Here is a 21,367-nt window from a genome sequence, read left to right on the forward strand (position 1 = left end):
AATAAAATTCGATGCGTAACAGACTGTTTTTTAGCCAGCTCGTTCATGCGCAACATTTTGTAAGGCCAAAATGGGGCCTTAACAGGACAGCCGCAGTGGCCGTCCCTAAGTCGGATCAGTATCCTAGCACCTCCTCGCCCGCCGACGCTAAGACCAAGCGGGCAGCCCAACAGGTTTAAAAACGAATGAATGCTCTAGCCCGCTGCGCCGCAGGCCTGCTGTTCAGCACAGTTTGTCTGCCTCTTTCAGCCTTGGCTGCCGACCCACAACCCACCCATGAATTCACCCTGGATAACGGCCTGAAGGTGGTCGTGCGCGAAGATCATCGCGCGCCTGTGGTGGTTTCCCAGGTCTGGTACAAGGTGGGTTCGAGCTACGAAACCCCGGGCCAGACGGGTTTGTCCCACGCCCTGGAACACATGATGTTCAAAGGCAGCGCCAAGGTCGGCCCTGGCGAAGCCTCGCTGATCCTGCGCGACCTGGGTGCCGAAGAGAACGCCTTCACCAGCGACGACTACACCGCCTACTACCAGGTACTGGCCCGTGACCGCCTGGGCGTCGCCTTCGAGCTGGAAGCCGACCGCATGGCCAGCCTGCGCCTGCCGGCCGACGAATTCAGTCGCGAAATCGAGGTAATCAAGGAGGAGCGCCGCCTGCGCACCGACGATAACCCGATGTCCAAGGCCTACGAGCGTTTCAAGGCCATGGCATTCCCGGCCAGCGGCTACCACACGCCGACCATCGGCTGGATGGCCGACCTGGATCGCATGAAGGTCGAAGAACTGCGCCACTGGTACCAATCCTGGTACGTGCCGAACAATGCCACGTTGGTGGTGGTCGGCGACGTCACCCCGGACGAGGTGAAGAACCTGGCCCAGCGCTACTTCGGCCCGATTCCCAAGCGTGACGTGCCACCGGCCAAGATCCCGATGGAATTGGCCGAGCCTGGCGAGCGCCTGCTGACCATGAAGGTGCAGACCCAACTGCCCAGCGTGATCCTGGGCTTCAACGTGCCAGGCCTGGCCACCGCCGAAGACAAACGCTCGGTACAGGCCCTGCGCCTGATCTCGGCCTTGCTGGACGGCGGCTACAGCGCACGGATCTCCGAACAGTTGGAGCGCGGTGAAGAGCTGGTCTCCGCGGCCTCCACCAACTACGACGCCTACACCCGTGGCGACACCCTGTTCATGTTGACCGCCACCCCCAATCAGCAGAAGAAAAAGACCGTCGCCCAAGCTGAAGCCGGCCTGTGGCGCCTTCTGGAAGAACTGAAGGCCAAGCCTCCGACCGCCGAAGAACTGGAACGTATCCGCGCCCAGGTCATTGCCGGCCTGGTCTACCAACGTGACTCCATTACCAGCCAGGCTACGGCCATTGGCTCCCTGGAGACCGTCGGCCTGTCCTGGAAGCTGATGGACACGGAGCTTGCCGACCTGCAAAGCGTGACCCCGGAAGACATCCAGAAAGCCGCGCGTACCTATTTCATCCGCGAACGTCTCAGCGTCGCCCATGTCTTGCCTCTGGAGACCGCTCATGAGTGATCGCAAAAGCAGCCGCCTGATCTTCCCCGGCCTGATCGTTGTCACCCTGATCGCCGCCAGTGCCGTGTATTTCCTGCGTCCGAGCGACTCCGTCGCCAGCCCCGCGCTGGAAAAAGCCCAATCGAGCAACACGCTGCAATCGCTGGCGGAACTGGACGACAAGGCACCGACCAACCGCAAGCTCGACGTGCAAACCTGGACCACCGCCGAAGGCGCCAAGGTGCTGTTCGTGGAAGCCCATGAACTGCCGATGTTCGACGTGCGCATCCTGTTCGCCGCCGGCAGCAGCCAGGACGGCAACGTGCCAGGCCTGGCGCTGATGACCAACGCCATGCTCAACGAAGGCGTGCCGGGCAAGGATGTAAGCCAGATCGCCCGTGACTTCGAAGGCCTGGGCGCAGATTTTGGCAATGGCGCTTATCGCGACATGGCCCTGGTGTCCCTGCGCAGCCTCAGCGCCAGCGATAAACGTGACGCAGCCCTTACCCTGTTTGACCAGGTAATCGGCAAGCCGACCTTCCCGGCCGACTCTCTGGCGCGGATCAAGAACCAGATCCTCGCCGGCTTCGAGTACCAGAAACAGAACCCCGGCAAGCTGGCGAGCCTTGAGTTGTTCAAGCGGCTGTACGGCGACCACCCTTACGCGCACCCGAGCGAAGGTACGCCGCAGAGCGTTCCGAAGATCACCCTGGCACAGTTGCAGGCGTTTCACGCCAAGGCCTATGCGGCCGGCAACGCAGTGATCGCGGTGGTGGGTGACCTGACCCGCGCCGAGGCCGAAGCCATGACGGGCAAGATTTCCGCCTCGCTGCCTAAAGGCCCGGCGTTGCCGAAAATCGCCCAGCCGACCGACCCCAAGCCGGGTCTGAACCGCATCGAATTCCCCTCCAAGCAGACGCACCTGCTGTTCGCCCAACTGGGTATCGACCGTGCCGACCCGGACTATGCAGCCCTGTCCCTGGGCAACCAGATCCTCGGCGGCGGTGGTTTCGGCACCCGCTTGATGAGCGAAGTGCGCGAGAAACGCGGCCTGACCTACGGTGTGTACTCCGGCTTCTCGCCGATGCAGGTGCGTGGCCCGTTCATGATCAACCTGCAAACCCGTGCAGAAATGAGCGGCGGCACCCTGCGCCTGGTGGAGGACGTGGTAGCCGACTACCTCAAGACCGGCCCGACGCAAAAGGAACTCGATGACGCCAAGCGCGAACTGGCCGGCAGCTTCCCGCTGTCGACTGCGAGCAACGCCGATATCGCCGGGCAGCTGGGTGCCATGGGTTTCTATAACCTGCCGCTGACCTATCTGGAAGATTTCATGAAACAATCCCAGGCCCTGACCGTAGAGCAGGTCAAGGCTGCAATGAACAAACACTTGAGCGCCGACAAGATGGTCATCGTGACCGCCGGCCCGACGATTGCGCAAAAGCCACTACCGCCCCCCACTGACAAAATCGCCGAGCAGCCGCTCGGGGTTCCGGAGCATTAATGGCCAGTTCATCTCGCCCGAAAAAACCCGTCCACAACGTGCATAACGGTGTGGGCCAGCTGCGCATCATTGGCGGCGAATGGCGCAGCCGCAAGCTGAGCTTCCCCGACGTGGTGGGCCTGCGCCCGACGCCGGACCGTGTGCGTGAAACCCTGTTCAACTGGCTCGCGCCGTACATTGCCGGGGCCAAGGTGCTCGACCCCTTCGCCGGCAGCGGCGCGCTGTTCCTGGAGGCACTGTCCCGTGGGGCCGCCCTGGGCCAGGCGCTGGACGCCAGCAACGTGGCGGTCTCCAGCCTCAAGGAACACTTGGGCACGCTGCGCTGCACCACCGGTCAGGTCCAGACCGCCGACGCCCTGCGCTACCTGGAAACCCAGCCGGCCAGCGAATACGACGTGGTATTCCTCGACCCGCCGTTCAACCAGAACCTGCTGCCAACCGTGTGCGCACTGCTGGAAGAACGTCAGTGGCTGGCACCGGATGCGTGGATCTACACTGAAAGCGAGACCGCGCCCTCTACCCTGGGCCTGCCGGCAGCGTGGCGCCTGCACCGGGAACAGAAATCCGGGCGGGTGTACTACGCGCTGTGGCACCGCAGCGCCGCCTGACCTCCGGGCGAGCGAGCTTTTGTGGTGAGCGGGCTTGTCGAATCGTCGCACCGCTCACTACAGAGATCGGCATGAACCCTTGCGCTAACACATTCACCCCCGCCTTCGGCCTCGGCAACCCCCACTTGCAAACGCTGTGGGGGCCGCTGTGGCGCCCCACTACTCATATCGAACGCCAACGCGAACGCCTGTGGCTGGAAGACGGCGACTTCCTCGACCTCGACTGGCATGGCCCCCACGACGCGCAAGCGCCGTTGGTGCTGGTGCTGCACGGGCTGACCGGTTCCTCCAACTCGCCCTACGTGGCCGGCCTGCAGAAAGCCCTGGCCGCGCAAGGCTGGGCCAGCGCTGCATTGAATTGGCGTGGTTGTTCGGGCGAACCGAATCTGTTGGCGCGCAGCTATCACTCGGGTGCCAGCGAAGACCTGGCGGCGGCGATTGCCCATCTGCGGGCCAAACGGCCGTTGGCGCCGTTGTACGCCGTGGGTTATTCACTGGGCGGCAATGTGCTGCTCAAGCATCTGGGCGAAACCGGCTCGGCATCAGGGCTGCAAGGCGCGGCGGCGGTGTCGGTGCCGTTTCGTCTGGACCAGTGTGCGGATCGCATCGGCCTGGGCTTTTCGCGGGTTTATCAAAAGCATTTCATGCGTGAAATGCTGGCGTATATCCGCGTCAAGCAGAGCCGTTTCCTGCTGGACGGCCGGACAGACGGGCTCAAGGCATTGGAAGACCTGGGCCCACTGGAAAAGATGCGCACGTTCTGGGATTTCGACGGCCGGGTCACCGCGCCTCTGCACGGGTTTTTGAGTGCCGAGGACTATTACCGCCGTGCATCGAGCCGCTATTACCTGGGCGATATCCGCACCCCAAGCCTGATCATCCAGGCCGCCGATGACCCCTTTGTGTTCGCCCACAGCCTACCTGAAGCGAGCGAACTGTCGGCGTGCACGGAGTTTGAGCTGCTGGCCAAGGGTGGGCATGTCGGATTTGTCGATGGCACCCTGAAACGCCCGGGTTACTACTTGGAGCGGCGTATTCCTCAATGGCTGCTGGCACAACACGGTTAACCCTGTGGGCGCTGGCTTGGGTTTACATCTCAACTGACTGAGTCGCCTGTAGCGATTTCGCGCTTTGGATCGGTAATCCATTCGCTCCATGAACCTGCGTACAACTTACCCAACGGGTAACCCGCCAGGCTCAGGGCGAACAGGTTGTGGCACGCCGTCACGCCCGAACCGCAATACGCCACCAGCTCATCCGGCGAACGTCCCTGCAACTGGGCAGCGAAGCGCTGCTTGAGCTGTGCAGCCGGCAGGAAGCGGCCGTCGGTGTCCAGGTTTTCATTGAACGCCGCACATTGCGCGCCAGGGATATGCCCTGCGATGGGGTCGATGGGCTCCACGTCACCGCGAAAGCGTGGTTGAGCGCGGGCATCGATCAGTGTCAGTTCCGGCTGGCCCAAGCGTTTTTCCAGCTGTTCGGCGTCCAGCAACAGTCGGTTGTCCGGCGTACCGGCGAATGTCCCAGGCGCCACCAGCGGCGCGTCCAGACTCAGTGGGAAACCTGCGCCGTGCCAGGCCTTGAGGCCGCCATCCAGGATAAACACGCCATCACGCTTACCCAGCCAGGCCAGCAGCCACCAGGCGCGGGCGGCATAGGCGCCGGGGCCGTCGTCATACAACACGATATCGGTGTCAGCGCTGATGCCCCACGCCCGCAATCGCTGAACCAACGTCTCTGCCGCCGGCAATGGATGACGCCCGGTCACGCCCTTGATCACCGGGCCACTGAGGTGTCGGTTCAGGTCGGCGTATTGCGCGCCCTCGATATGCCCTTCGGCATAGCTGCAACGCCCGTAGTCCGGGTCTTCCAGGGCAAAACGGCAATCCAGGATCACCACCGAGGCGGCCTTCTGGCGCTCGGCCAGTTGCTGGGGGCTGATCAATTGGGCAAGCGGCATGACGGACTCCTATGAACAGATTCGGGAAAGGTCCTACTTCACTTCTTCCAATGCCTGATTCAACGGCACGTAAAACTCTTTGAATAATGCATCCACGGCGTCCTTGGCCTGAGGCGTGACAAACCCAGCCTCCAGCACCAACACCTGATAGACCCCGCGCTTGATCGCCTCAGCACTCAAGTGGGCAGAGTTTTCGTTGGTGGTGCACAAGAAACGCACCCAGGAGGTGAGGATGATCCAGGCATTGAGGGTCAGAGCTTCGGTTTGCACCGGGTCCATATTGAGGATGCCGGCGTCGACAAACCCTTGGTAAATAGCGCCCCCCTGGGTCAGGCAGCGCTGGGAGAAGCGCCGATAGCCGGTCGCCAGCTCCGGGTCGCTTTCCAGCAAGTGTTCGAGGTCGCGGTGCAGGAAACGGTAGCGCCACATGCCGGCCAACACGGCCTGCAGGTAGAAACGTTTGTCTTCGACGGTGACGGCGCGACCTTGGGGCGGGCGCAGGAAACTGTCCACCAGTGCTTCGTATTCGCGGAACAGCACGGCGATGATCGCCTGCTTGTTGGGGAAGTGGTAGTACAGGTTGCCCGGCGAAATTTCCATATGGGCGGCAATGTGGTTGGTGCTCACACTGCGCTCGCCCTGCTGGTTAAAAAGCTCCAGGCTGGTTTGCACAATGCGCTCGCTGGTCTTTACTCGTGGTGCCATAGGGGATCAGCTTCTGTACACGTGATGGGGCATCTTACGGCCTATTCTTACAGGGATAAATCCGCATCTGGGCGTAATGACATTTGACAATTTAGAGTAATGACTCTAAAAACCCAGGCAGACCTATAACAATCGGGAACGCCGCCATGTCTGCCAACGTTGCCTATCTGCAAGATACCCAGGTGCTGGACCAGCTCCAGGCGCTGTTCGACACCCAGCGCCGTGCCTACGCCGCCAACCCGATGCCGCCAGCCGCACAGCGCCAGCAATGGCTCAAGGCCCTGCGTGACCTGCTCAGCGACGAGCGCCAGGCGCTGATCAATGCGATCAGCCAGGATTTCAGCCACCGCAGCGCTGACGAAACCCTGTTCGCCGAACTGATGCCCAGCCTGCATGGCATTCACTATGCCAGCAAACACCTCAAGGGCTGGATGAAACCTTCCCGCCGCGCCGTAGGCATTGCCTTCCAGCCCGCGTCAGCCAAAGTCATCTATCAACCCTTGGGCGTGGTCGGTGTGATCGTGCCCTGGAACTACCCGCTGTACCTGGCCATCGGTCCGTTGGTCGGCGCATTGGCGGCGGGTAACCGGGTGATGCTCAAGCTGAGCGAATCCACGCCTGCCACCGGCGAGCTGCTCAAGGCGCTGCTGGCGAAGATCTTCCCCGAGGACCTGGTGTGCGTGGTGCTGGGTGAGGCCGAAGTCGGCATGGCGTTCTCCAAGCTGCCCTTCGATCACTTGTTGTTTACCGGGGCCACCAGCATTGGCAAGCATGTGATGCGTGCGGCGGCCGAACACCTCACGCCCGTCACGCTGGAACTGGGCGGCAAGTCGCCCGCCATTGTGTCCGCCGATGTACCGCTCAAGGACGCCGCCGAGCGCATCGCCTTCGGTAAAGCGCTGAACGCCGGCCAAACTTGCGTGGCACCGGACTACGTCTTGGTGCCGGAAGATCGCGTCGAGGGATTTGTCGAGGCCTACACCCAGGCCGTTCGCGGGTTTTATCCGACCCTGGCCGACAACCCGGACTACACCGCCATCATTAACGAGCGACAGCTCGCGCGACTCAATGCCTACGTCAAGGACGCCACCGACAAAGGCGCCACCTTGATTCCACTGTACGACCAAGGCCAGGCGCGGCGCATGGCCCACAGCCTATTGTTGAACGTCAGCGATGACATGACCGTGATGCAGGACGAAATCTTCGGCCCGGTGCTGCCGATCGTGCCGTATCGCGGCATCGACCAGGCCTTTGCCTACATCAACCAGCGCCCTCGCCCGCTGGCCCTGTATTACTTCGGCTACAACAAGGGCGAGCAAAACCGCGTGCTTCACGAAACCCATTCCGGCGGTGTGTGCCTGAACGACACCCTGCTGCACGTGGCCCAGGACGACATGCCGTTTGGCGGTATCGGCCCGTCGGGCATGGGCCACTACCACGGCCATGAAGGCTTCCTCACGTTCAGCAAAGCCAAGGGTGTGCTGGTGAAACAGCGCCTGAACGCAGCGAAGTTGATCTACCCGCCCTACGGAAAATCGATCCAGACGTTGATCCAAAAGCTGTTCATCCGCTGAAACCGCCACTCACGGGATAACAACAACAATGAACCCTAGCCTGACTGATTCACCCGCGTTGACGCGGCGCGGCGTCCTGAAAATCGGCCTGTGTGCCAGCGCCTTCCTGGCTACCGCCGGGCTGGGCGCCAGTCTCACGGGTTGTTCCAGCAGCACGCCGGCCAGCGGTTTCGTGATGTTGCGTAGCAGTGATCTGCCGTTCCTGCGCGCGGTGATCCCTGTGTTGCTGGAAGGCGTGGCCAGCGCCCAGGCGGTTGCGAGCGGCATTGAGGGCACCCTCAAAAAACTCGACTTCAGCCTGCAGCATCTGTCGCCAGAGATGTTCAAGCTCACCCAGCAACTGTTCGACGTGTTGGGCATGGCCATCACCCGTGGGCCCTTGACCGGGATCTGGGGCAGTTGGGAAAACGCCAGCAGCGAGCAGATCCGCAACTTCCTGCACCGTTGGGAAAACAGCTACCTGAACCTGCTGCGCATGGGCCAGGGCTCGCTGCTCAAGCTGGTGATCATGGCCTGGTACTTCCAGCCGACGTCATGGGCGCACTGCGGTTATCCGGGCCCGCCGAAGATTTAGCCTTGATAACCCAATCAAATGTGGGAGCTGGCTTGCCAGCGCCCACATTGACCGCAACTCCGTACAAAAATAAGAGTGCATTCCTATGCCCGTACCTGATCTGTTCCGCGACGGCATGGCCCGTGGCTGGAAAACCCACAATGGCGCCGCCCTCGACAACGACCTGACCTTGGAAGCCGACGTCGTGATCATCGGCAGCGGCGCCGGTGGCGGCACCACCGCCGAAATCCTCAGTGCCGCCGGTTACAAGGTGCTGCTGATCGAAGAAGGCCCGCTCAAGACCAGCAGCGACTTCAAGCTGCTGGAAGACGAGGCCTACACCAGCCTCTATCAGGAAGGCATCGGCCGCATGAGCAAGGATGGCGCGATCACGATCCTGCAAGGTCGCGCGGTAGGCGGCACGACGCTGATCAACTGGACGTCGAGCTTCCGTACGCCGGACGCCACCCTCAGCCACTGGGCCAGCGAATACGCGGTGAAGGGCCATAGCAGCGCCGAAATGGCGCCATGGTTCGAAAAAATGGAGCAACGCCTGGGCATCGCGCCCTGGGCTCTGCCGCCCAACCCCAACAACGACGTAATCCGCAAAGGATGCGAACAGCTCGGTTACAGCTGGCATGTCATCCCACGTAACGTGCGCGGCTGCTTCAACCTGGGGTATTGCGGTATGGGTTGCCCGGTCAATGCCAAGCAATCGATGCTGGTGACCACGATTCCATCCACCCTGGAAAAGGGTGGCGAACTGCTCTACCTGGCACGCGCCGAACGGCTCGTCTACAGCGGTGACACGATTAGCAGCCTGGAATGTGTGGCCATGGATAGCCTGTGCGTGGCGCCGACTGGCCGCAAGATCACCGTGAAGGCCAAGCACTACGTGCTCTCCGGCGGCGGCATCAACAGCCCGGCGCTGCTGATGCGCTCGGACGCGCCTGACCCGCATACGCGGCTGGGCAAACGCACCTTCCTGCACCTGGTGAATTTCTCCGCCGGGTTGTTCGACGAGGTGATCAATCCGTTCTACGGCGCGCCGCAATCGATCTATTCCGATAACTTCCAGTGGCAGGACGGCACCACTGGCAAAATGTCATACAAGCTGGAGGCACCGCCCTTGCACCCGGCGTTGGCCAGCACCCTGCTCGGCGGCTATGGCGCCCAGAACGCCCTGGACATGAGCCAGTTGCCCAACACCCACGCGATGCTGGCGCTCCTGCGCGACGGCTTCCACCCCGACAGCCCGGGCGGCAGTGTGGAGTTGCGCGGCGATGGCACGCCGGTGCTCGACTACCAGGTGTCGGCCTACGCCTGGGATGGCTTGCGCCGTGCGTTCCACAGCATGGCCGAGATCCAGTTCGCGGCCGGCGCCAAGTCGGTCAAGCCGCTGCATCACGATGCGCGCTACGTCAAAACCCTCGGCGAAGCTCGCACGATGATTGACGACCTGAACCTGGAGTTGCACCGCACCTGCCTGGGCAGCGCTCATGTGATGGGCGGTTGCGCCATGGGTGAAGACCCGAAAAACGCAGTGGCCGACAGCCTCGGGCGCCATCACCAACTGCGCAACCTGTCGATCCATGACGGCTCTTTATTCCCCACCAGTATTGGGGCCAACCCACAATTATCGGTGTACGGTTTGACCGCCCAACTGGCGACAGCATTGGCCGAACGTCTGAAAACAGCGTGAAAAAACACGGTATTCGTCATGTCTATAGTGCTTTCTTCTGCATAAGTTGACTTTCCCGACCGGGATGGCTGCGATACCATCCGGTTCCCCAACGGACTCCGCCAGGACGACGCGATGAACCGAGTGTTGTACCCAGGAACCTTCGACCCGATTACCAAAGGCCATGGCGATCTGGTCGAACGTGCCTCACGCTTGTTCGACCATGTGATCATCGCGGTCGCAGCCAGCCCCAAGAAAAACCCGCTGTTTCCCCTGGAACAGCGCGTGGAGCTGGCGCGCGAGGTCACCAAGCACCTGCCCAACGTGGAAGTGGTGGGCTTTTCGACGCTGCTGGCGCATTTTGCCAAAGAGCAGAACGCCAATGTGTTCCTGCGCGGCCTGCGTGCGGTGTCGGACTTCGAATACGAGTTCCAGCTGGCCAACATGAACCGCCAACTGGCGCCGGATGTGGAAAGCCTTTTCCTCACGCCGTCGGAGCGCTATTCGTTCATTTCCTCGACGTTAGTCCGTGAAATTGCCGCTTTGGGCGGAGATATCACCAAGTTCGTGCACCCGGCCGTGGCCGATGCGCTGACCCTGCGCTTCAAGAAGTAAGACCGCTGAATCGGCGCCTGCTCGCACTGCGGGCGCCAATGCGGCACAATTGCGCGCATTAGTTTTTCAGATGCCTTGGCTGACTGCCGCGGCAGGAGTTTCCATGTCCTTGATCATCACCGACGATTGCATCAACTGCGACGTCTGCGAACCCGAGTGCCCGAACGCCGCGATTTCCCAAGGCGAAGAGATCTACGTGATCGACCCTAACCTGTGCACCCAGTGTGTCGGCCACTATGACGAACCTCAGTGCCAGCAGGTGTGCCCGGTGGATTGCATTCCTCTGGATGAAGCCCATCCGGAGACGGAAGAGCAGTTAATGGAGAAGTACCGGAAGATTACCGGTAAGGCTTGAGCTTTTTCAGTGCCTGTTGGTGCCTCATCGCAGGCAAGCCAGCTCCCACACTTGACCGCATTCAACCTGAAGAAACTCGGTCAATGTGGGAGCGGGCTTGCTCGCGAAGGCTGCATCAGCCATCACTCATCAATCAGCGCTGGCACTTAGGGCAAAACACACTCGCCCGCTGCCCCAGCACCACATTGCGCAATTCGCTCCCGCAGACCTTGCACGCCTCACCGCCCCGGCCATAGACGAACAGTTCCTGCTGGAAATACCCCGGCTGTCCGTCGCCGCCGATAAAGTCACGCAACGTGGTACCGCCGCGTTCGATGGCAGCAGCCAGCACACGTTTGATCTCTATGGCCAGCTTCAAGTAACGCCCGCGCGAAATGCCGCCAGCGGCCCGACGCGGATCAATCCCTGCCGCAAACAGCGCTTCCGTCGCATAGATATTGCCCACGCCCACCACCACCGCGTTATCCATGATGAAGGGCTTCACCGCCATCGACTTGCCACGGGACAGTTGGAACAGGCGCTCGCCGTCAAACAGGTCAGTCAGCGGCTCGGGCCCCAGGCGGATCAGCAGTTCGTGGTTGTGCGGGTCCTGGCTCCAGAGCATCGCGCCGAAACGCCGAGGGTCGGTGTAGCGCAGGGCCAGGCCCGACTCCAATTCGATATCCACATGCTCATGCTTGGCCGCCGGCATGCCGACCTCCACCAGGCGCAAGTTGCCGGACATGCCCAAGTGGCTGATCAAGGTGCCCACTTCGGCATTGATCAGCAGGTACTTGGCCCGCCGTTCCACCAGCACGATGCGCTGCCCGGACAGGCGCACATCGAGGTCTTCCGGGATCGGCCAGCGCAAGCGTCGTTCACGCACCACCACGCGGCTGACCCGCTGGCCTTCCAGGTGCGGCGCGATTCCACGCCGGGTGGTTTCGACTTCGGGTAACTCGGGCATGTGTACCTCGTGAAGAAAGGGTCAGTGGGCACCCAGTTCGCGGATCGACAACTTCATGCTTTCGAAGTCGTAGTCCGACAGGCCCACGTAGTCCAGCACCAAATGGCCGATGGCATTCCACTCATGGTCCACCGCCTGGTTGCCCAGCACCCGATAGGACGAGCAGATGTGCTCGGCCATCTTCAGGATCGCCAGCAGGTTTTTCAGTTGCGAATTGCGCGATGACTCATCGCTGAACACCGCCAAGGCGTTGTGGTGATTGGCGATGGCGTCGGTCACATGCTCCGGCAGACGCCAGGACTTGGCGGTGTAGTAGCCGACCACGGCATGGTTGGTGTTGAACGCGTTGTTTTCGGTGTCGACCACGCGGCTGTCGGGGCCGGCATTGGCATAAGCCTGCTCCAGTACCGACATGTAATTGGGGAAACGCTTAAGCATCAGCGGCACGCCGCAATCGTGGAACAGGCCCAGGGCATAGGCTTCGTCCACCGCCTGGGCGCCGGTACGCTTGGCCAGGGTGAGACAGGTCATCGCCACATCCTGAGCGGTGTCCCAGAAGCGGTTGAGGGTAACGATGGTGTCGTCGCTCATTTCGCCCTTGATCGACAGCGCGTTGATCAGGTTGATGATCGAACGGCTGCCCAGCAGGTTCACCGCACGCTGGATCGAGGCGATCTTGTTGCTCAGGCCGAAATACGACGAGTTGACGATCTTCAGCAGTGCACCGGACAGGCCCGGGTCTTGAGAGATCAACCGCGCGATCACTTCCAGGTCCGGGTCGGGCATGTACTGCTCCATCTGCAAATCCACCATGATTTGCGGTTGGGGCGGCACGCTGATGCCTTGCAGGGCCTGTTGGATCTGTTCGGCGGAAAGCTCTTGGGACATAAGTACACACTCTGGGCTAGGCGGGGATTCTAACCTCTATAGGAACCTGACTGACACCTCAAAAACCGATGGGAACCGGACCAAATGTGGGCGCTGGCTTGCCTGCGATGCAGGCGCCTCGATATAGCGGTCATACCGAGGTGATGCCATCGCAGGCAAGCCAGCTCCCACATGTCCGGCGGCGTCACAGAGTCCTATACAACAAGGTATACTCCCGCTCTTTTTTCCGGAGCGACGTCATGTCCCTGCCAAGCCTGCGTCTCAAAGCCAACGCCGATCGTCGTTTGCGCAACGGCCACCTGTGGGTCTACAGCAACGAAATCGACGTGGCCGCCACCCCACTCCACGGCTTCCAGGCGGGCGACCAGGCCATCCTCGAAGCGGCCGGCGGCAAGACCCTGGGCATCGTGGCCATGAGCCCGAACAACCTGATCTGCGCCCGCCTGCTGTCGCGCGACATCAAGTTGCCGCTGGACAAGTCGCTGCTGGTGCACCGTCTGAACGTCGCCCTGTCCTTGCGTGACCGCCTGTTCGACAAGCCGTTCTACCGCCTGGTCTACGGCGACTCCGACCTGCTGCCGGGCCTGGTGGTCGACCGTTTCGGCGACATCCTGGTGGTGCAGATCGCCTCGGCGACCATGGAAGCCCATAAAGAAGACGTGATTGCTGCACTGACCCAAGTGCTCAAGCCGATCGGCATCCTGTTCAAGAACGACTCCGCCGCGCGCGACGCCGAAGGCCTCAACCGCTACGTCGAAACCGTGTTCGGCCTGGTACCGGAGTGGGTCGCGCTGGAAGAAAACGGCGTGAAATTCGAAGCCCCGGTGATCCAGGGCCAGAAGACCGGCTGGTTCTACGACCACCGCATGAACCGCGCGCGCCTGGCCCCGTATGCCAAAGGCAAACGCGTGCTGGACCTGTACAGCTACATCGGCGGCTGGGGCGTGCAAGCCGCGGCCTTCGGCGCCAGCGAAGTGTTCTGCGTCGACGCCTCCGCCTTCGCCCTCGACGGCGTGGAGCGCAATGCCGCACTGAACGGCTTTGCCGAGAAAATGACCTGCATCGAAGGCGACGTCTTTGAAGCGTTGAAAGAACTGAAAGCCAGCGAAGAACGCTTCGACGTGATCGTCGCTGACCCGCCGGCCTTCATCAAACGCAAGAAAGACATGAAAAACGGCGAAGGCGCCTACCGCCGCCTGAACGAGCAAGCCATGCGCCTGCTGAGCAAGGACGGCATCCTGGTCAGCGCGTCGTGCTCCATGCACCTGCCGGAAGACGACCTGCAAAACATCCTGCTGACCAGCGCCCGTCACCTGGACCGCAATATCCAGATGCTCGAACGCGGCGGTCAGGGCCCTGATCACCCGGTGCACCCGGCGATTGCAGAGACGCGTTACATCAAGAGCATTACTTGCCGGTTGTTGCCAAACAGCTAACTAACACCGCCCCCTGTAGGAGCCGGCTTGCCGGCTCCTACAGGGGATTTGCAGGCTTCATGGCGTTATTGGTTGAATTCCATTGTTCGCAGACTAGTATCGGTTTCTGGAATTACTCCGGAAAACAAAAACAATGTCTGAGTCCACCTACTCGCCCCCGCTCAGTGGCGAGATAAAACGCCAACAACTCTCCCGCTTCATCCTCATCACCTGCATCTCCCTGATCAGTTTTTTCCCGATCAATATCCTGCTGCCCTCCTTCCCTGCCTTGGCTGAAAGGTTCGATACGCCCACCGCCGAGGTCGCGCTGTCCATCAGCCTGTTCACCCTGGTCTTTTCCATTTCTCAACTGGTCACCGGCCCGCTGTCGGACAAATGGGGGCGCAAGGAAGTCCTGCTCGGGTGCATCACGCTGTCGATCCTGGGTGCCATCGGTTGCGCACTGGCGACGGACTACCTGACCTTCCTGCTGTTTCGCAGTGTCCAGGCCATGGGTTGCGGGTTCTTCGTATTGGGCCACGCACTGGTGGAAGACCTGTTCGAGGAGCAAGACCGCGCTCGCGTGCGCCTTTACTACTTGACCCTGAGCGGTTCATTCGTTGCGCTGTCGCCGTTGATCGGCTCCTGGCTGCAAACCACCTTCGACTGGCAAGGCAGCTTTTATGGGTTCGCCGTAATGGCACTGGGCATGTTGATCCATGCCCTCTGCATCCTACCGTCCAAATCCGCCAGCCCACACCGCGCGCCGGTGTCGATCATCGGCACGCTGAAAGCCGTCGCCCGTAATCGCGACTTCCTGCGCTACTGGTGGATCGCCGCACTGGTATTCGCCTGCTACTTCGCCTTGATCAGCGTGACACCGCTGATTTTCATGGACACGCTGAAGCTCTCCGAATACCAGTACGCGTTGGTGTTGATGGTATATGGCGTGGCCTACTTGCTTGGTGGCGTTGCGGCCTCGTACCTGCAAAAGCGGATTTCGCTGTCCCGGCAAATCAATATCGGCCTGGGACTTCTGCTCGTCGCGGGCGTGCTGTTAACACTGATCGTCAGCCTGGATGCCATCACCCCAGTGACGTTGCTCATCCCGATGCTGATAAGCGCGCTGGCAGTGACCCTGGTTCGTCCGGCGGCGATTTCTGCGGCAATGCTGCTGTTCTCAAGCAGTGCGGGTACTGCTGCCTCGGCGGGCAACAGCATCATGTTCCTGACCGCCGCCGTCAGCAGTGCCGCCCTGGCGCAGACCGGGTCCAACCTATTGATCACCATCGCCCTGAGCTTCATCGTCTTTAGCCTGTGGGGCTGGCTGACCAATGCCAGAACTGGACGCTAACCGACTGTAGGAGCCAGCTTGCCGGCGATGGCATTATGCCTGGCGCTGCATCAGCGCCTGACCCACCGCTATCGCCGGCGAGCCGGCTCCTACAGTGGGTTGTGGATCTCCCACACGTCCTGTAGCCGCTATCTTCACGGTTCCGGCCATTCCCTCCAGCCGCCAGCGGTGTAGAATCGGCCTTATTCATCGCCAGTCATCCCCCGGCGGGTTTATGAGCTCGAGGCCCAAGCACGCGGCGATCCCGCGACGCGAGTGGCAACTTCCGGACACACGGCCATTTTTCGAGTGTTCCAGTCGTCAATTAGAAGCTCACTCCCCTTTGCACCTGATTAATAAGTGATTAGCCGCCCGGAGTGCTCCATGCCAGATTACCGCTCGAAAACATCCACCCACGGCCGCAACATGGCCGGCGCCCGCGCACTGTGGCGTGCCACGGGGATGAAAGATGACGACTTCAAGAAGCCGATCATCGCGATTGCCAACTCGTTCACCCAGTTCGTACCGGGCCACGTCCACCTCAAGGACCTGGGCCAATTGGTCGCCCGCGAGATCGAACGCGCTGGCGGCGTAGCAAAAGAATTCAACACCATCGCCGTGGACGACGGCATCGCCATGGGCCATGACGGCATGCTGTATTCCCTGCCGAGCCGCGAGATCATCGCCGACTCCGTGGAATACATGGTCAACGCCCACTGCGCCGACGCCATCGTGTGCATCTCCAACTGCGACAAGATCACCCCTGGCATGCTGATGGCCGCCCTGCGCCTGAACATCCCGGTGATCTTCGTCTCCGGCGGTCCGATGGAAGCCGGCAAGACCAAGCTCGCGTCCCACGGCCTCGACCTGGTCGACGCCATGGTCATCGCCGCCGATTCCAGCGCTTCTGACGAGAAAGTCGCGGAATACGAGCGCAGCGCTTGCCCTACCTGTGGTTCGTGCTCCGGCATGTTCACCGCCAACTCGATGAACTGTCTGGTGGAAGCCCTGGGCCTGGCCTTGCCGGGCAACGGTTCGACCCTTGCCACCCACAGCGACCGCGAGCAGCTGTTCCTGCAGGCCGGCCGTACCATCGTCGAGTTGTGCAAGCGTTACTACGGCGAGAACGACGAGTCGGTGTTGCCGCGCAACATCGCCAACTTCAAGGCGTTCGAAAACGCCATGACCCTGGACATCGCCATGGGCGGTTCCACCAACACCATCCTGCACTTGCTGGCCGCCGCCCAGGAAGCCGAGATCGATTTCGACCTGCGCGACATCGACCGCCTGTCCCGCCACGTGCCGCAACTGTGCAAAGTCGCGCCGAACATCCAGAAGTACCACATGGAAGACGTGCATCGCGCCGGCGGGATCTTCTCGATCCTCGGCTCGCTGGCCCGCGGCGGCCTGCTGCACACCGACCTGCCGACCGTGCACAGCAAGTCCATCGCCGAAGGCATCGCCAAGTGGGACATCACCCAGACCGACGACGAAGCCGTGCACACCTTCTTCAAGGCTGGCCCAGCCGGTATCCCGACGCAAACAGCGTTCAGCCAGTCCACCCGCTGGGACACCCTGGACGACGACCGTGAAAACGGCTGCATCCGCAGTGTCGAGCACGCCTATTCGAAAGAAGGCGGCCTGGCCGTGCTGTACGGCAACATCGCCCTCGACGGCTGCGTGGTGAAAACCGCCGGTGTGGATGAATCCATCCACGTGTTCGAAGGCAACGCGAAGATCTTCGAAAGCCAGGACAGCGCCGTACGCGGCATCCTCGCTGACGAAGTGAAGGCCGGCGACATCGTGATCATCCGCTACGAAGGCCCGAAAGGCGGCCCGGGTATGCAGGAGATGCTGTACCCGACCTCCTACCTGAAATCCAAAGGCCTGGGCAAAGCCTGCGCCTTGCTGACCGACGGTCGTTTCTCCGGCGGCACCTCGGGCCTGTCCATCGGCCACGCTTCGCCGGAAGCCGCTGCGGGTGGCGCCATTGGCCTGGTGCAGGATGGCGACAAGGTACTGATCGACATTCCAAACCGTTCGATCAACCTGTTGATCAGCGATGAAGAACTGGCCGCACGCCGGGTCGAGCAGGACAAGAAAGGCTGGAAACCGGTGGAGAAGCGTCCGCGCAAAGTCACCACGGCGTTGAAGGCTTACGCCCTGCTGGCCACCAGTGCCGACAAAGGCGCAGTGCGTAACAAAGCGATGCTCGACGGTCTGTAAGCTTCGCCCAAAAAAATGCCCCGCCATGTGCGGGGCATTTTTTTGCCTGGAGATAATCTTCCCAAACAAAGGAGATCAACAGTGGGAGCTGGCTTGCCCGCGATGCTGACACCTCGCTATGCCTGATACACCGCGTCGATGCAATCGCAGGCAAGCCAGCTCCCACACTGATCGTGTTACTGAATCTCCTCCGGCTTGACGATCACCCAATTCTTGTCCGCCGTCACCGGCAACCCTTCCTTGGCCTGCGCCGCCGCATGCTTGGCGATCATGCCATTCAGTTGGGTCATGTATTTGTCCTTGCGGTTGATCCACAGGTGGATGCCACCCTTGGCCACGTCCACATCGTGGAACAGCATGTAGCCATCGCTGGTCGGCGTGTCGCCACCTACCAATACCGGTTTTTTCCACTCGTCGATGTAGGTGAGGATCGCCGCGTGCTTGCCGGCCATCCAGGTCGCCGGGGTCCACAGGTAAGGGGTGAGTTCCAGGCCGAGGTTGGCCTTCTCGTCATACTTGCCGGCCGTGATCTGTTTGCGCGCGGTGGTCAGCTCGCCGGTCTTGCGGTCCTTGAGCAGGGTGGTCACGCCGATGACGTTCTCGGGTTTGACGTTGTAGCCGTACTTCGGATCGGCAGCGACCATGCGCACCAGCTCTTCCGAAGCGGCGGTCATTACATACACCTCGATGCCGTTTTCCATCAGCTTGTTGTACAACTCTGCCTGGCCGGTGAAGACTTTCGGCGGTTGCACCTCAGACTTCTTCACCACGTCGCCTTCGAAATAGCTGACGGGCACGGGTTTGCCGGAGGCCATCAGCTCATCGACCTGCACCTTGAGTTCCTTGAGGGTGAAGCCCGAGAACACCTGAGCGACCCACGGGTAGCAGACCATGTCGTCCACTTCGCAGAGGCGATAGTAGTAACTGAACAGACTTTCCTTATGGTCGGCGGTGTCTTTGAACGGCATAAGCTTGAGCGACGGATCAAGGCTGTCACGGGTGATCAAGCCCTTGTTTTCCATGTAGGGCAGCAGGGATTCTTCAAGGTCGTAGCGGTAGCTGGTGTTGTCCATGTCAAACACCGCGTAATTACCCTTGTTGGCGTTGGCGGTGATCATTTTGCTCAGTTGCTCGGCGGCCGGGGCCGGCCAGTGTTTCAACTCGGTGGCGGCCATGGTTTGTCCGGCAAGGCCCAGACACAGCGCTGCGGCAAACAATCTCGAAGCAAGCTTCATATGCGTTTTCTCCCTGAGTTAAAAACATCGACGCTAACAAATCCCTGTGACAGTTACCGCCCGAGCGCGACCGCTTGCGTCGTGATAGCGCCAACGGCATGTGCCTGAGCGTCAAATGCTTATTCCAAAAACGACGGTCACCATTCCATATCGGTATTAAATCATTATATTTCAAGCTGTTAGGATTTTCGGTTCGCAATCGCAGGCTCACGCGATTGGCTGCCTTCTCAACGGAGCTTCAATGAATCTGCCCCTGATTCTCAACTTATTGGTGTTCGTAGCCCTGCTGCTGGGCCTGGCACAAACCCGTCGCACAACCTGGAGCCTCGCCAAGAAGGTGTTATGTGCCCTCGTACTTGGCGTGGTGTTCGGCACTGTCTTGCACACGATCTACGGCGACGGTAACCCGGTGCTCAGGGCCTCCATCGGCTGGTTCGACCTGGTCGGTAACGGCTATGTGCAACTGCTGCAAATGATCGTGATCCCGCTGGTATTTGCCTCGATCCTGAGTGCAGTGGCGCGTCTTCACAACGCATCGTCCCTGGGCAAGATCAGCTTCCTGACCATCGGTACCTTGCTGTTCACCACGGCCATTGCGGCGCTGATCGGTATCGGTCTGACCAACCTGTTCGGCCTCACCGCGGAAGGCCTGGTGGCCGGCACCCAGGAAATGGCGCGCCTGCAAGTGATCCAGAGTGATTACGCAGGCAAGGTCGCCGACCTGAATATCCCGCAACTGCTGCTGTCGTTCGTGCCGGCCAACCCGTTCGCCGACCTGGCCCGGGCCAAGCCAACCTCGATCATCAGCGTGGTGATCTTCGCCGCCTTCCTGGGGGTTGCCGCACTGCAACTGCTCAAGGATGACGTGGAAAAAGGCCAGAAAGTCCTCAACGCCATCGACACCCTGCAAGCCTGGGTGATGCGCCTGGTGCGCTTGGTGATGAAGCTCACGCCTTACGGCGTATTGGCGCTGATGACCAAAGTAGTGGCCGGTTCCAACTTGCAGGACATCATCAAGCTCGGCAGTTTTGTGGTGGTGTCGTACCTGGCCCTGGGCCTGATGTTTGTGGTGCACGGCCTGCTGCTGTCCCTGGCCGGGATCAACCCGCTGCGCTTCTTCCGCAAGGTGTGGCCGGTGCTGACCTTCGCCTTCACCAGCCGCTCCAGCGCGGCGGCGATCCCGCTGAGCATCGAAGCGCAGACCCGTCGCCTGGGTATCCCGCAATCCATCGCCGGTTTCGCCGCGTCGTTTGGCGCGACCATTGGCCAGAACGGCTGCGCCGGCCTCTACCCTGCGATGTTGGCGGTGATGGTCGCGCCGACCGTAGGCATCAACCCGCTGGACCCGTTGTGGATCGCGACCCTGGTGGCGATTGTGACCTTGAGTTCCGCAGGCGTCGCCGGCGTGGGCGGCGGTGCGACCTTCGCCGCGTTGATCGTACTGCCGGCCATGGGCTTGCCGGTGTCACTGGTGGCGCTGCTGATTTCCGTAGAGCCGCTGATCGACATGGGCCGTACGGCGCTGAACGTAAATGGTTCGATGACGGCGGGTGCGATCACCAGCCAGGTCATGGGCCAGACGGATAAGGCGTTGCTGGGTGCGGATGAGCATGCCGAGTTGGCGCAGGCCTGATAGGCCGTATTCGCGAGCAAGCCCGCTCCCGCCTTTTGACCGCATTCTCATGTTGGAACTCGGTCAAATGGGAGAGCGGGCTTGCTCGCGAAGCTCTTAGGCTTTCTCCCAGACCTCGAAGTTGTACGCCGGCTTATCCCCTTGCGCCGCATTCTCCAGATTGGACACCAGCTTCCACTGGCCCACATCAAACTCCGGAAACCAAGCATCCCCTTCCGGGCTCAACGCCACACGCGTCAAATACAGGCGATCCGCCTGCTCCAGCCCCTGCGCATACAACTGCGCACCGCCGATCAACATCAGCTCGTCAACGCCTTGCGCCTTGGCCCATTCCTCAGCGCGCTCTACTGCCGCGTCCAGTGACGGAAAAACTTCCGCACCTTCCAGCACCAGATCGGTCTGACGGCTAACCACAAGGTTCAAGCGTCCCGGCAGCGGTCGGCCCAGGGAATCCCAGGTCTTGCGCCCCATGATGATCGGCTTGCCCAAGGTGGTGGCCTTGAAATATTTGAAATCCCCCGGCAAGTGCCAGGGCATGCTGTTGTCGACGCCGATCACACGGTTTTCACCGAGGGCCGCGATCAGGCTTAAAGGGAGAGTTTTTTTCATGGCGACG

General features: G+C 61.1%; 19 protein-coding genes. 13 read left to right on the top strand and 6 right to left on the bottom strand.

Annotated features, from left to right (window positions below; all coding sequences use genetic code 11):
- Positions 1-185: 185 nt before the first annotated feature.
- The 4 genes from PF1751_RS26255 (at position 186) to PF1751_RS26270 (ending at position 4,699) form a co-directional block, all read left to right on the top strand.
- Entirely contained in the window at positions 186-1,541 is a 1,356-nt protein-coding gene (locus tag PF1751_RS26255) for a M16 family metallopeptidase (protein ID WP_010207255.1), read from the top strand.
- A complete protein-coding gene (locus PF1751_RS26260) occupies positions 1,534-3,024 on the top strand; it encodes a M16 family metallopeptidase (protein WP_010207257.1) in 1,491 nt (496 codons plus the stop codon). Before PF1751_RS26255 ends, PF1751_RS26260 begins: the two co-directional genes overlap by 8 nt.
- Positions 3,024-3,632 (top strand): 16S rRNA (guanine(966)-N(2))-methyltransferase RsmD, encoded by a 609-nt coding sequence (gene rsmD, locus PF1751_RS26265; protein ID WP_010207259.1) that lies wholly within the window; start codon positions 3,024-3,026, stop codon positions 3,630-3,632. The genes PF1751_RS26260 and rsmD overlap by 1 nt, the downstream gene beginning before the upstream one ends.
- 71 nt (positions 3,633-3,703) lie before the next feature.
- Positions 3,704-4,699, top strand: coding sequence for a hydrolase (locus tag PF1751_RS26270; RefSeq protein WP_010207260.1), 996 nt, complete (start codon positions 3,704-3,706; stop codon positions 4,697-4,699).
- A 29-nt stretch (positions 4,700-4,728) separates the two neighbouring features.
- Here PF1751_RS26270 and PF1751_RS26275 read toward each other — a convergent pair whose 3' ends face one another.
- Both PF1751_RS26275 and PF1751_RS26280 read right to left on the bottom strand, forming a co-directional pair.
- Positions 4,729-5,592, bottom strand: coding sequence for a sulfurtransferase (locus PF1751_RS26275; protein WP_021492663.1), 864 nt, complete (start codon positions 5,590-5,592; stop codon positions 4,729-4,731).
- A 33-nt stretch (positions 5,593-5,625) separates the two neighbouring features.
- On the bottom strand, positions 5,626-6,297 hold the full coding sequence (locus PF1751_RS26280) for a TetR/AcrR family transcriptional regulator (RefSeq protein ID WP_010207263.1): 672 nt from the start codon (positions 6,295-6,297) through the stop codon (positions 5,626-5,628).
- A gap of 146 nt (positions 6,298-6,443) precedes the next feature.
- On the opposite strand from PF1751_RS26280, the gene PF1751_RS26285 reads away from it, so the two are divergent.
- The 5 genes from PF1751_RS26285 to PF1751_RS26305 all read left to right on the top strand — a co-directional run bounded on the left by PF1751_RS26285 (position 6,444) and on the right by PF1751_RS26305 (position 11,075).
- Positions 6,444-7,871 (top strand): coniferyl aldehyde dehydrogenase, encoded by a 1,428-nt coding sequence (locus PF1751_RS26285; RefSeq protein ID WP_010207264.1) that lies wholly within the window; start codon positions 6,444-6,446, stop codon positions 7,869-7,871.
- A 28-nt stretch (positions 7,872-7,899) separates the two neighbouring features.
- Positions 7,900-8,445 (top strand): hypothetical protein, encoded by a 546-nt coding sequence (locus PF1751_RS26290; protein WP_010207265.1) that lies wholly within the window; start codon positions 7,900-7,902, stop codon positions 8,443-8,445.
- A gap of 85 nt (positions 8,446-8,530) precedes the next feature.
- Positions 8,531-10,126, top strand: a complete 1,596-nt coding sequence (locus tag PF1751_RS26295; RefSeq protein WP_044288022.1) for a GMC family oxidoreductase — start codon at positions 8,531-8,533, stop codon at positions 10,124-10,126.
- Between the two features lie 114 nt (positions 10,127-10,240).
- The gene (gene coaD / locus PF1751_RS26300; protein WP_003176711.1) at positions 10,241-10,720 is read left to right on the top strand and encodes a pantetheine-phosphate adenylyltransferase; all 480 of its coding nucleotides are present in this window, start codon (positions 10,241-10,243) and stop codon (positions 10,718-10,720) included.
- A gap of 103 nt (positions 10,721-10,823) precedes the next feature.
- Positions 10,824-11,075: a YfhL family 4Fe-4S dicluster ferredoxin gene (locus PF1751_RS26305; protein WP_003195146.1), complete on the top strand. Its 252-nt coding sequence runs from the start codon at positions 10,824-10,826 to the stop codon at positions 11,073-11,075.
- 133 nt (positions 11,076-11,208) lie between these two features.
- On the opposite strand, the gene mutM is transcribed toward PF1751_RS26305, so the two are convergent.
- Both mutM and PF1751_RS26315 read right to left on the bottom strand, forming a co-directional pair.
- Positions 11,209-12,021: a bifunctional DNA-formamidopyrimidine glycosylase/DNA-(apurinic or apyrimidinic site) lyase gene (gene mutM, locus PF1751_RS26310; RefSeq protein ID WP_010207270.1), complete on the bottom strand. Its 813-nt coding sequence runs from the start codon at positions 12,019-12,021 to the stop codon at positions 11,209-11,211.
- A gap of 21 nt (positions 12,022-12,042) precedes the next feature.
- Positions 12,043-12,855, bottom strand: a complete 813-nt coding sequence (locus PF1751_RS26315; RefSeq protein ID WP_175439655.1) for an HDOD domain-containing protein — start codon at positions 12,853-12,855, stop codon at positions 12,043-12,045.
- A 293-nt stretch (positions 12,856-13,148) separates the two neighbouring features.
- On the opposite strand from PF1751_RS26315, the gene PF1751_RS26320 reads away from it, so the two are divergent.
- From PF1751_RS26320 to ilvD, 3 genes are all read left to right on the top strand, one after another.
- Entirely contained in the window at positions 13,149-14,345 is a 1,197-nt protein-coding gene (locus PF1751_RS26320) for a class I SAM-dependent rRNA methyltransferase (RefSeq protein WP_044288023.1), read from the top strand.
- Positions 14,346-14,478: 133 nt separating this feature from the next.
- Positions 14,479-15,678 carry an MFS transporter gene (locus tag PF1751_RS26325; RefSeq protein WP_044288025.1) on the top strand — a complete coding sequence of 400 codons (1,200 nt, stop codon included), beginning with the start codon at positions 14,479-14,481 and terminating at the stop codon, positions 15,676-15,678.
- A 363-nt stretch (positions 15,679-16,041) separates the two neighbouring features.
- Positions 16,042-17,883: a dihydroxy-acid dehydratase gene (gene ilvD, locus PF1751_RS26330; RefSeq protein WP_021492661.1), complete on the top strand. Its 1,842-nt coding sequence runs from the start codon at positions 16,042-16,044 to the stop codon at positions 17,881-17,883.
- A gap of 176 nt (positions 17,884-18,059) precedes the next feature.
- On the opposite strand, the gene PF1751_RS26335 is transcribed toward ilvD, so the two are convergent.
- Positions 18,060-19,118 (bottom strand): HAD family hydrolase, encoded by a 1,059-nt coding sequence (locus PF1751_RS26335; protein WP_021492660.1) that lies wholly within the window; start codon positions 19,116-19,118, stop codon positions 18,060-18,062.
- A gap of 241 nt (positions 19,119-19,359) precedes the next feature.
- On the opposite strand from PF1751_RS26335, the gene PF1751_RS26340 reads away from it, so the two are divergent.
- Complete coding sequence (locus PF1751_RS26340) at positions 19,360-20,751, top strand: L-cystine transporter (RefSeq protein ID WP_021492659.1); 1,392 nt, start codon at positions 19,360-19,362, stop codon at positions 20,749-20,751.
- A 96-nt stretch (positions 20,752-20,847) separates the two neighbouring features.
- On the opposite strand, the gene PF1751_RS26345 is transcribed toward PF1751_RS26340, so the two are convergent.
- The gene (locus PF1751_RS26345; protein WP_010207277.1) at positions 20,848-21,360 is read right to left on the bottom strand and encodes a dihydrofolate reductase; all 513 of its coding nucleotides are present in this window, start codon (positions 21,358-21,360) and stop codon (positions 20,848-20,850) included.
- Positions 21,361-21,367: the final 7 nt, after the last annotated feature.

The sequence above is a fragment of the Pseudomonas simiae genome (assembly GCF_000934565.1).
Classification (GTDB): domain Bacteria; phylum Pseudomonadota; class Gammaproteobacteria; order Pseudomonadales; family Pseudomonadaceae; genus Aquipseudomonas; species Aquipseudomonas simiae.

What these genes read in the sequence shown, in the direction of transcription:
- PF1751_RS26280 (WP_010207263.1), bottom strand. Translation starts at nt 6,297, where the DNA reads ATGGCACCACGAGTAAAGACCAGCGAGCGCATTGTGCAAACCAGCCTG.
- PF1751_RS26325 (WP_044288025.1), top strand. Translation starts at nt 14,479, where the DNA reads ATGTCTGAGTCCACCTACTCGCCCCCGCTCAGTGGCGAGATAAAACGC.
- PF1751_RS26305 (WP_003195146.1), top strand. Translation starts at nt 10,824, where the DNA reads ATGTCCTTGATCATCACCGACGATTGCATCAACTGCGACGTCTGCGAA.
- PF1751_RS26260 (WP_010207257.1), top strand. Translation starts at nt 1,534, where the DNA reads ATGAGTGATCGCAAAAGCAGCCGCCTGATCTTCCCCGGCCTGATCGTT.
- PF1751_RS26255 (WP_010207255.1), top strand. Translation starts at nt 186, where the DNA reads ATGAATGCTCTAGCCCGCTGCGCCGCAGGCCTGCTGTTCAGCACAGTT.
- PF1751_RS26320 (WP_044288023.1), top strand. Translation starts at nt 13,149, where the DNA reads ATGTCCCTGCCAAGCCTGCGTCTCAAAGCCAACGCCGATCGTCGTTTG.
- PF1751_RS26335 (WP_021492660.1), bottom strand. Translation starts at nt 19,118, where the DNA reads ATGAAGCTTGCTTCGAGATTGTTTGCCGCAGCGCTGTGTCTGGGCCTT.
- PF1751_RS26275 (WP_021492663.1), bottom strand. Translation starts at nt 5,592, where the DNA reads ATGCCGCTTGCCCAATTGATCAGCCCCCAGCAACTGGCCGAGCGCCAG.
- PF1751_RS26295 (WP_044288022.1), top strand. Translation starts at nt 8,531, where the DNA reads ATGCCCGTACCTGATCTGTTCCGCGACGGCATGGCCCGTGGCTGGAAA.
- coaD (WP_003176711.1), top strand. Translation starts at nt 10,241, where the DNA reads ATGAACCGAGTGTTGTACCCAGGAACCTTCGACCCGATTACCAAAGGC.
- rsmD (WP_010207259.1), top strand. Translation starts at nt 3,024, where the DNA reads ATGGCCAGTTCATCTCGCCCGAAAAAACCCGTCCACAACGTGCATAAC.
- PF1751_RS26290 (WP_010207265.1), top strand. Translation starts at nt 7,900, where the DNA reads ATGAACCCTAGCCTGACTGATTCACCCGCGTTGACGCGGCGCGGCGTC.
- PF1751_RS26340 (WP_021492659.1), top strand. Translation starts at nt 19,360, where the DNA reads ATGAATCTGCCCCTGATTCTCAACTTATTGGTGTTCGTAGCCCTGCTG.
- PF1751_RS26345 (WP_010207277.1), bottom strand. Translation starts at nt 21,360, where the DNA reads ATGAAAAAAACTCTCCCTTTAAGCCTGATCGCGGCCCTCGGTGAAAAC.
- ilvD (WP_021492661.1), top strand. Translation starts at nt 16,042, where the DNA reads ATGCCAGATTACCGCTCGAAAACATCCACCCACGGCCGCAACATGGCC.
- PF1751_RS26285 (WP_010207264.1), top strand. Translation starts at nt 6,444, where the DNA reads ATGTCTGCCAACGTTGCCTATCTGCAAGATACCCAGGTGCTGGACCAG.
- PF1751_RS26270 (WP_010207260.1), top strand. Translation starts at nt 3,704, where the DNA reads ATGAACCCTTGCGCTAACACATTCACCCCCGCCTTCGGCCTCGGCAAC.
- mutM (WP_010207270.1), bottom strand. Translation starts at nt 12,021, where the DNA reads ATGCCCGAGTTACCCGAAGTCGAAACCACCCGGCGTGGAATCGCGCCG.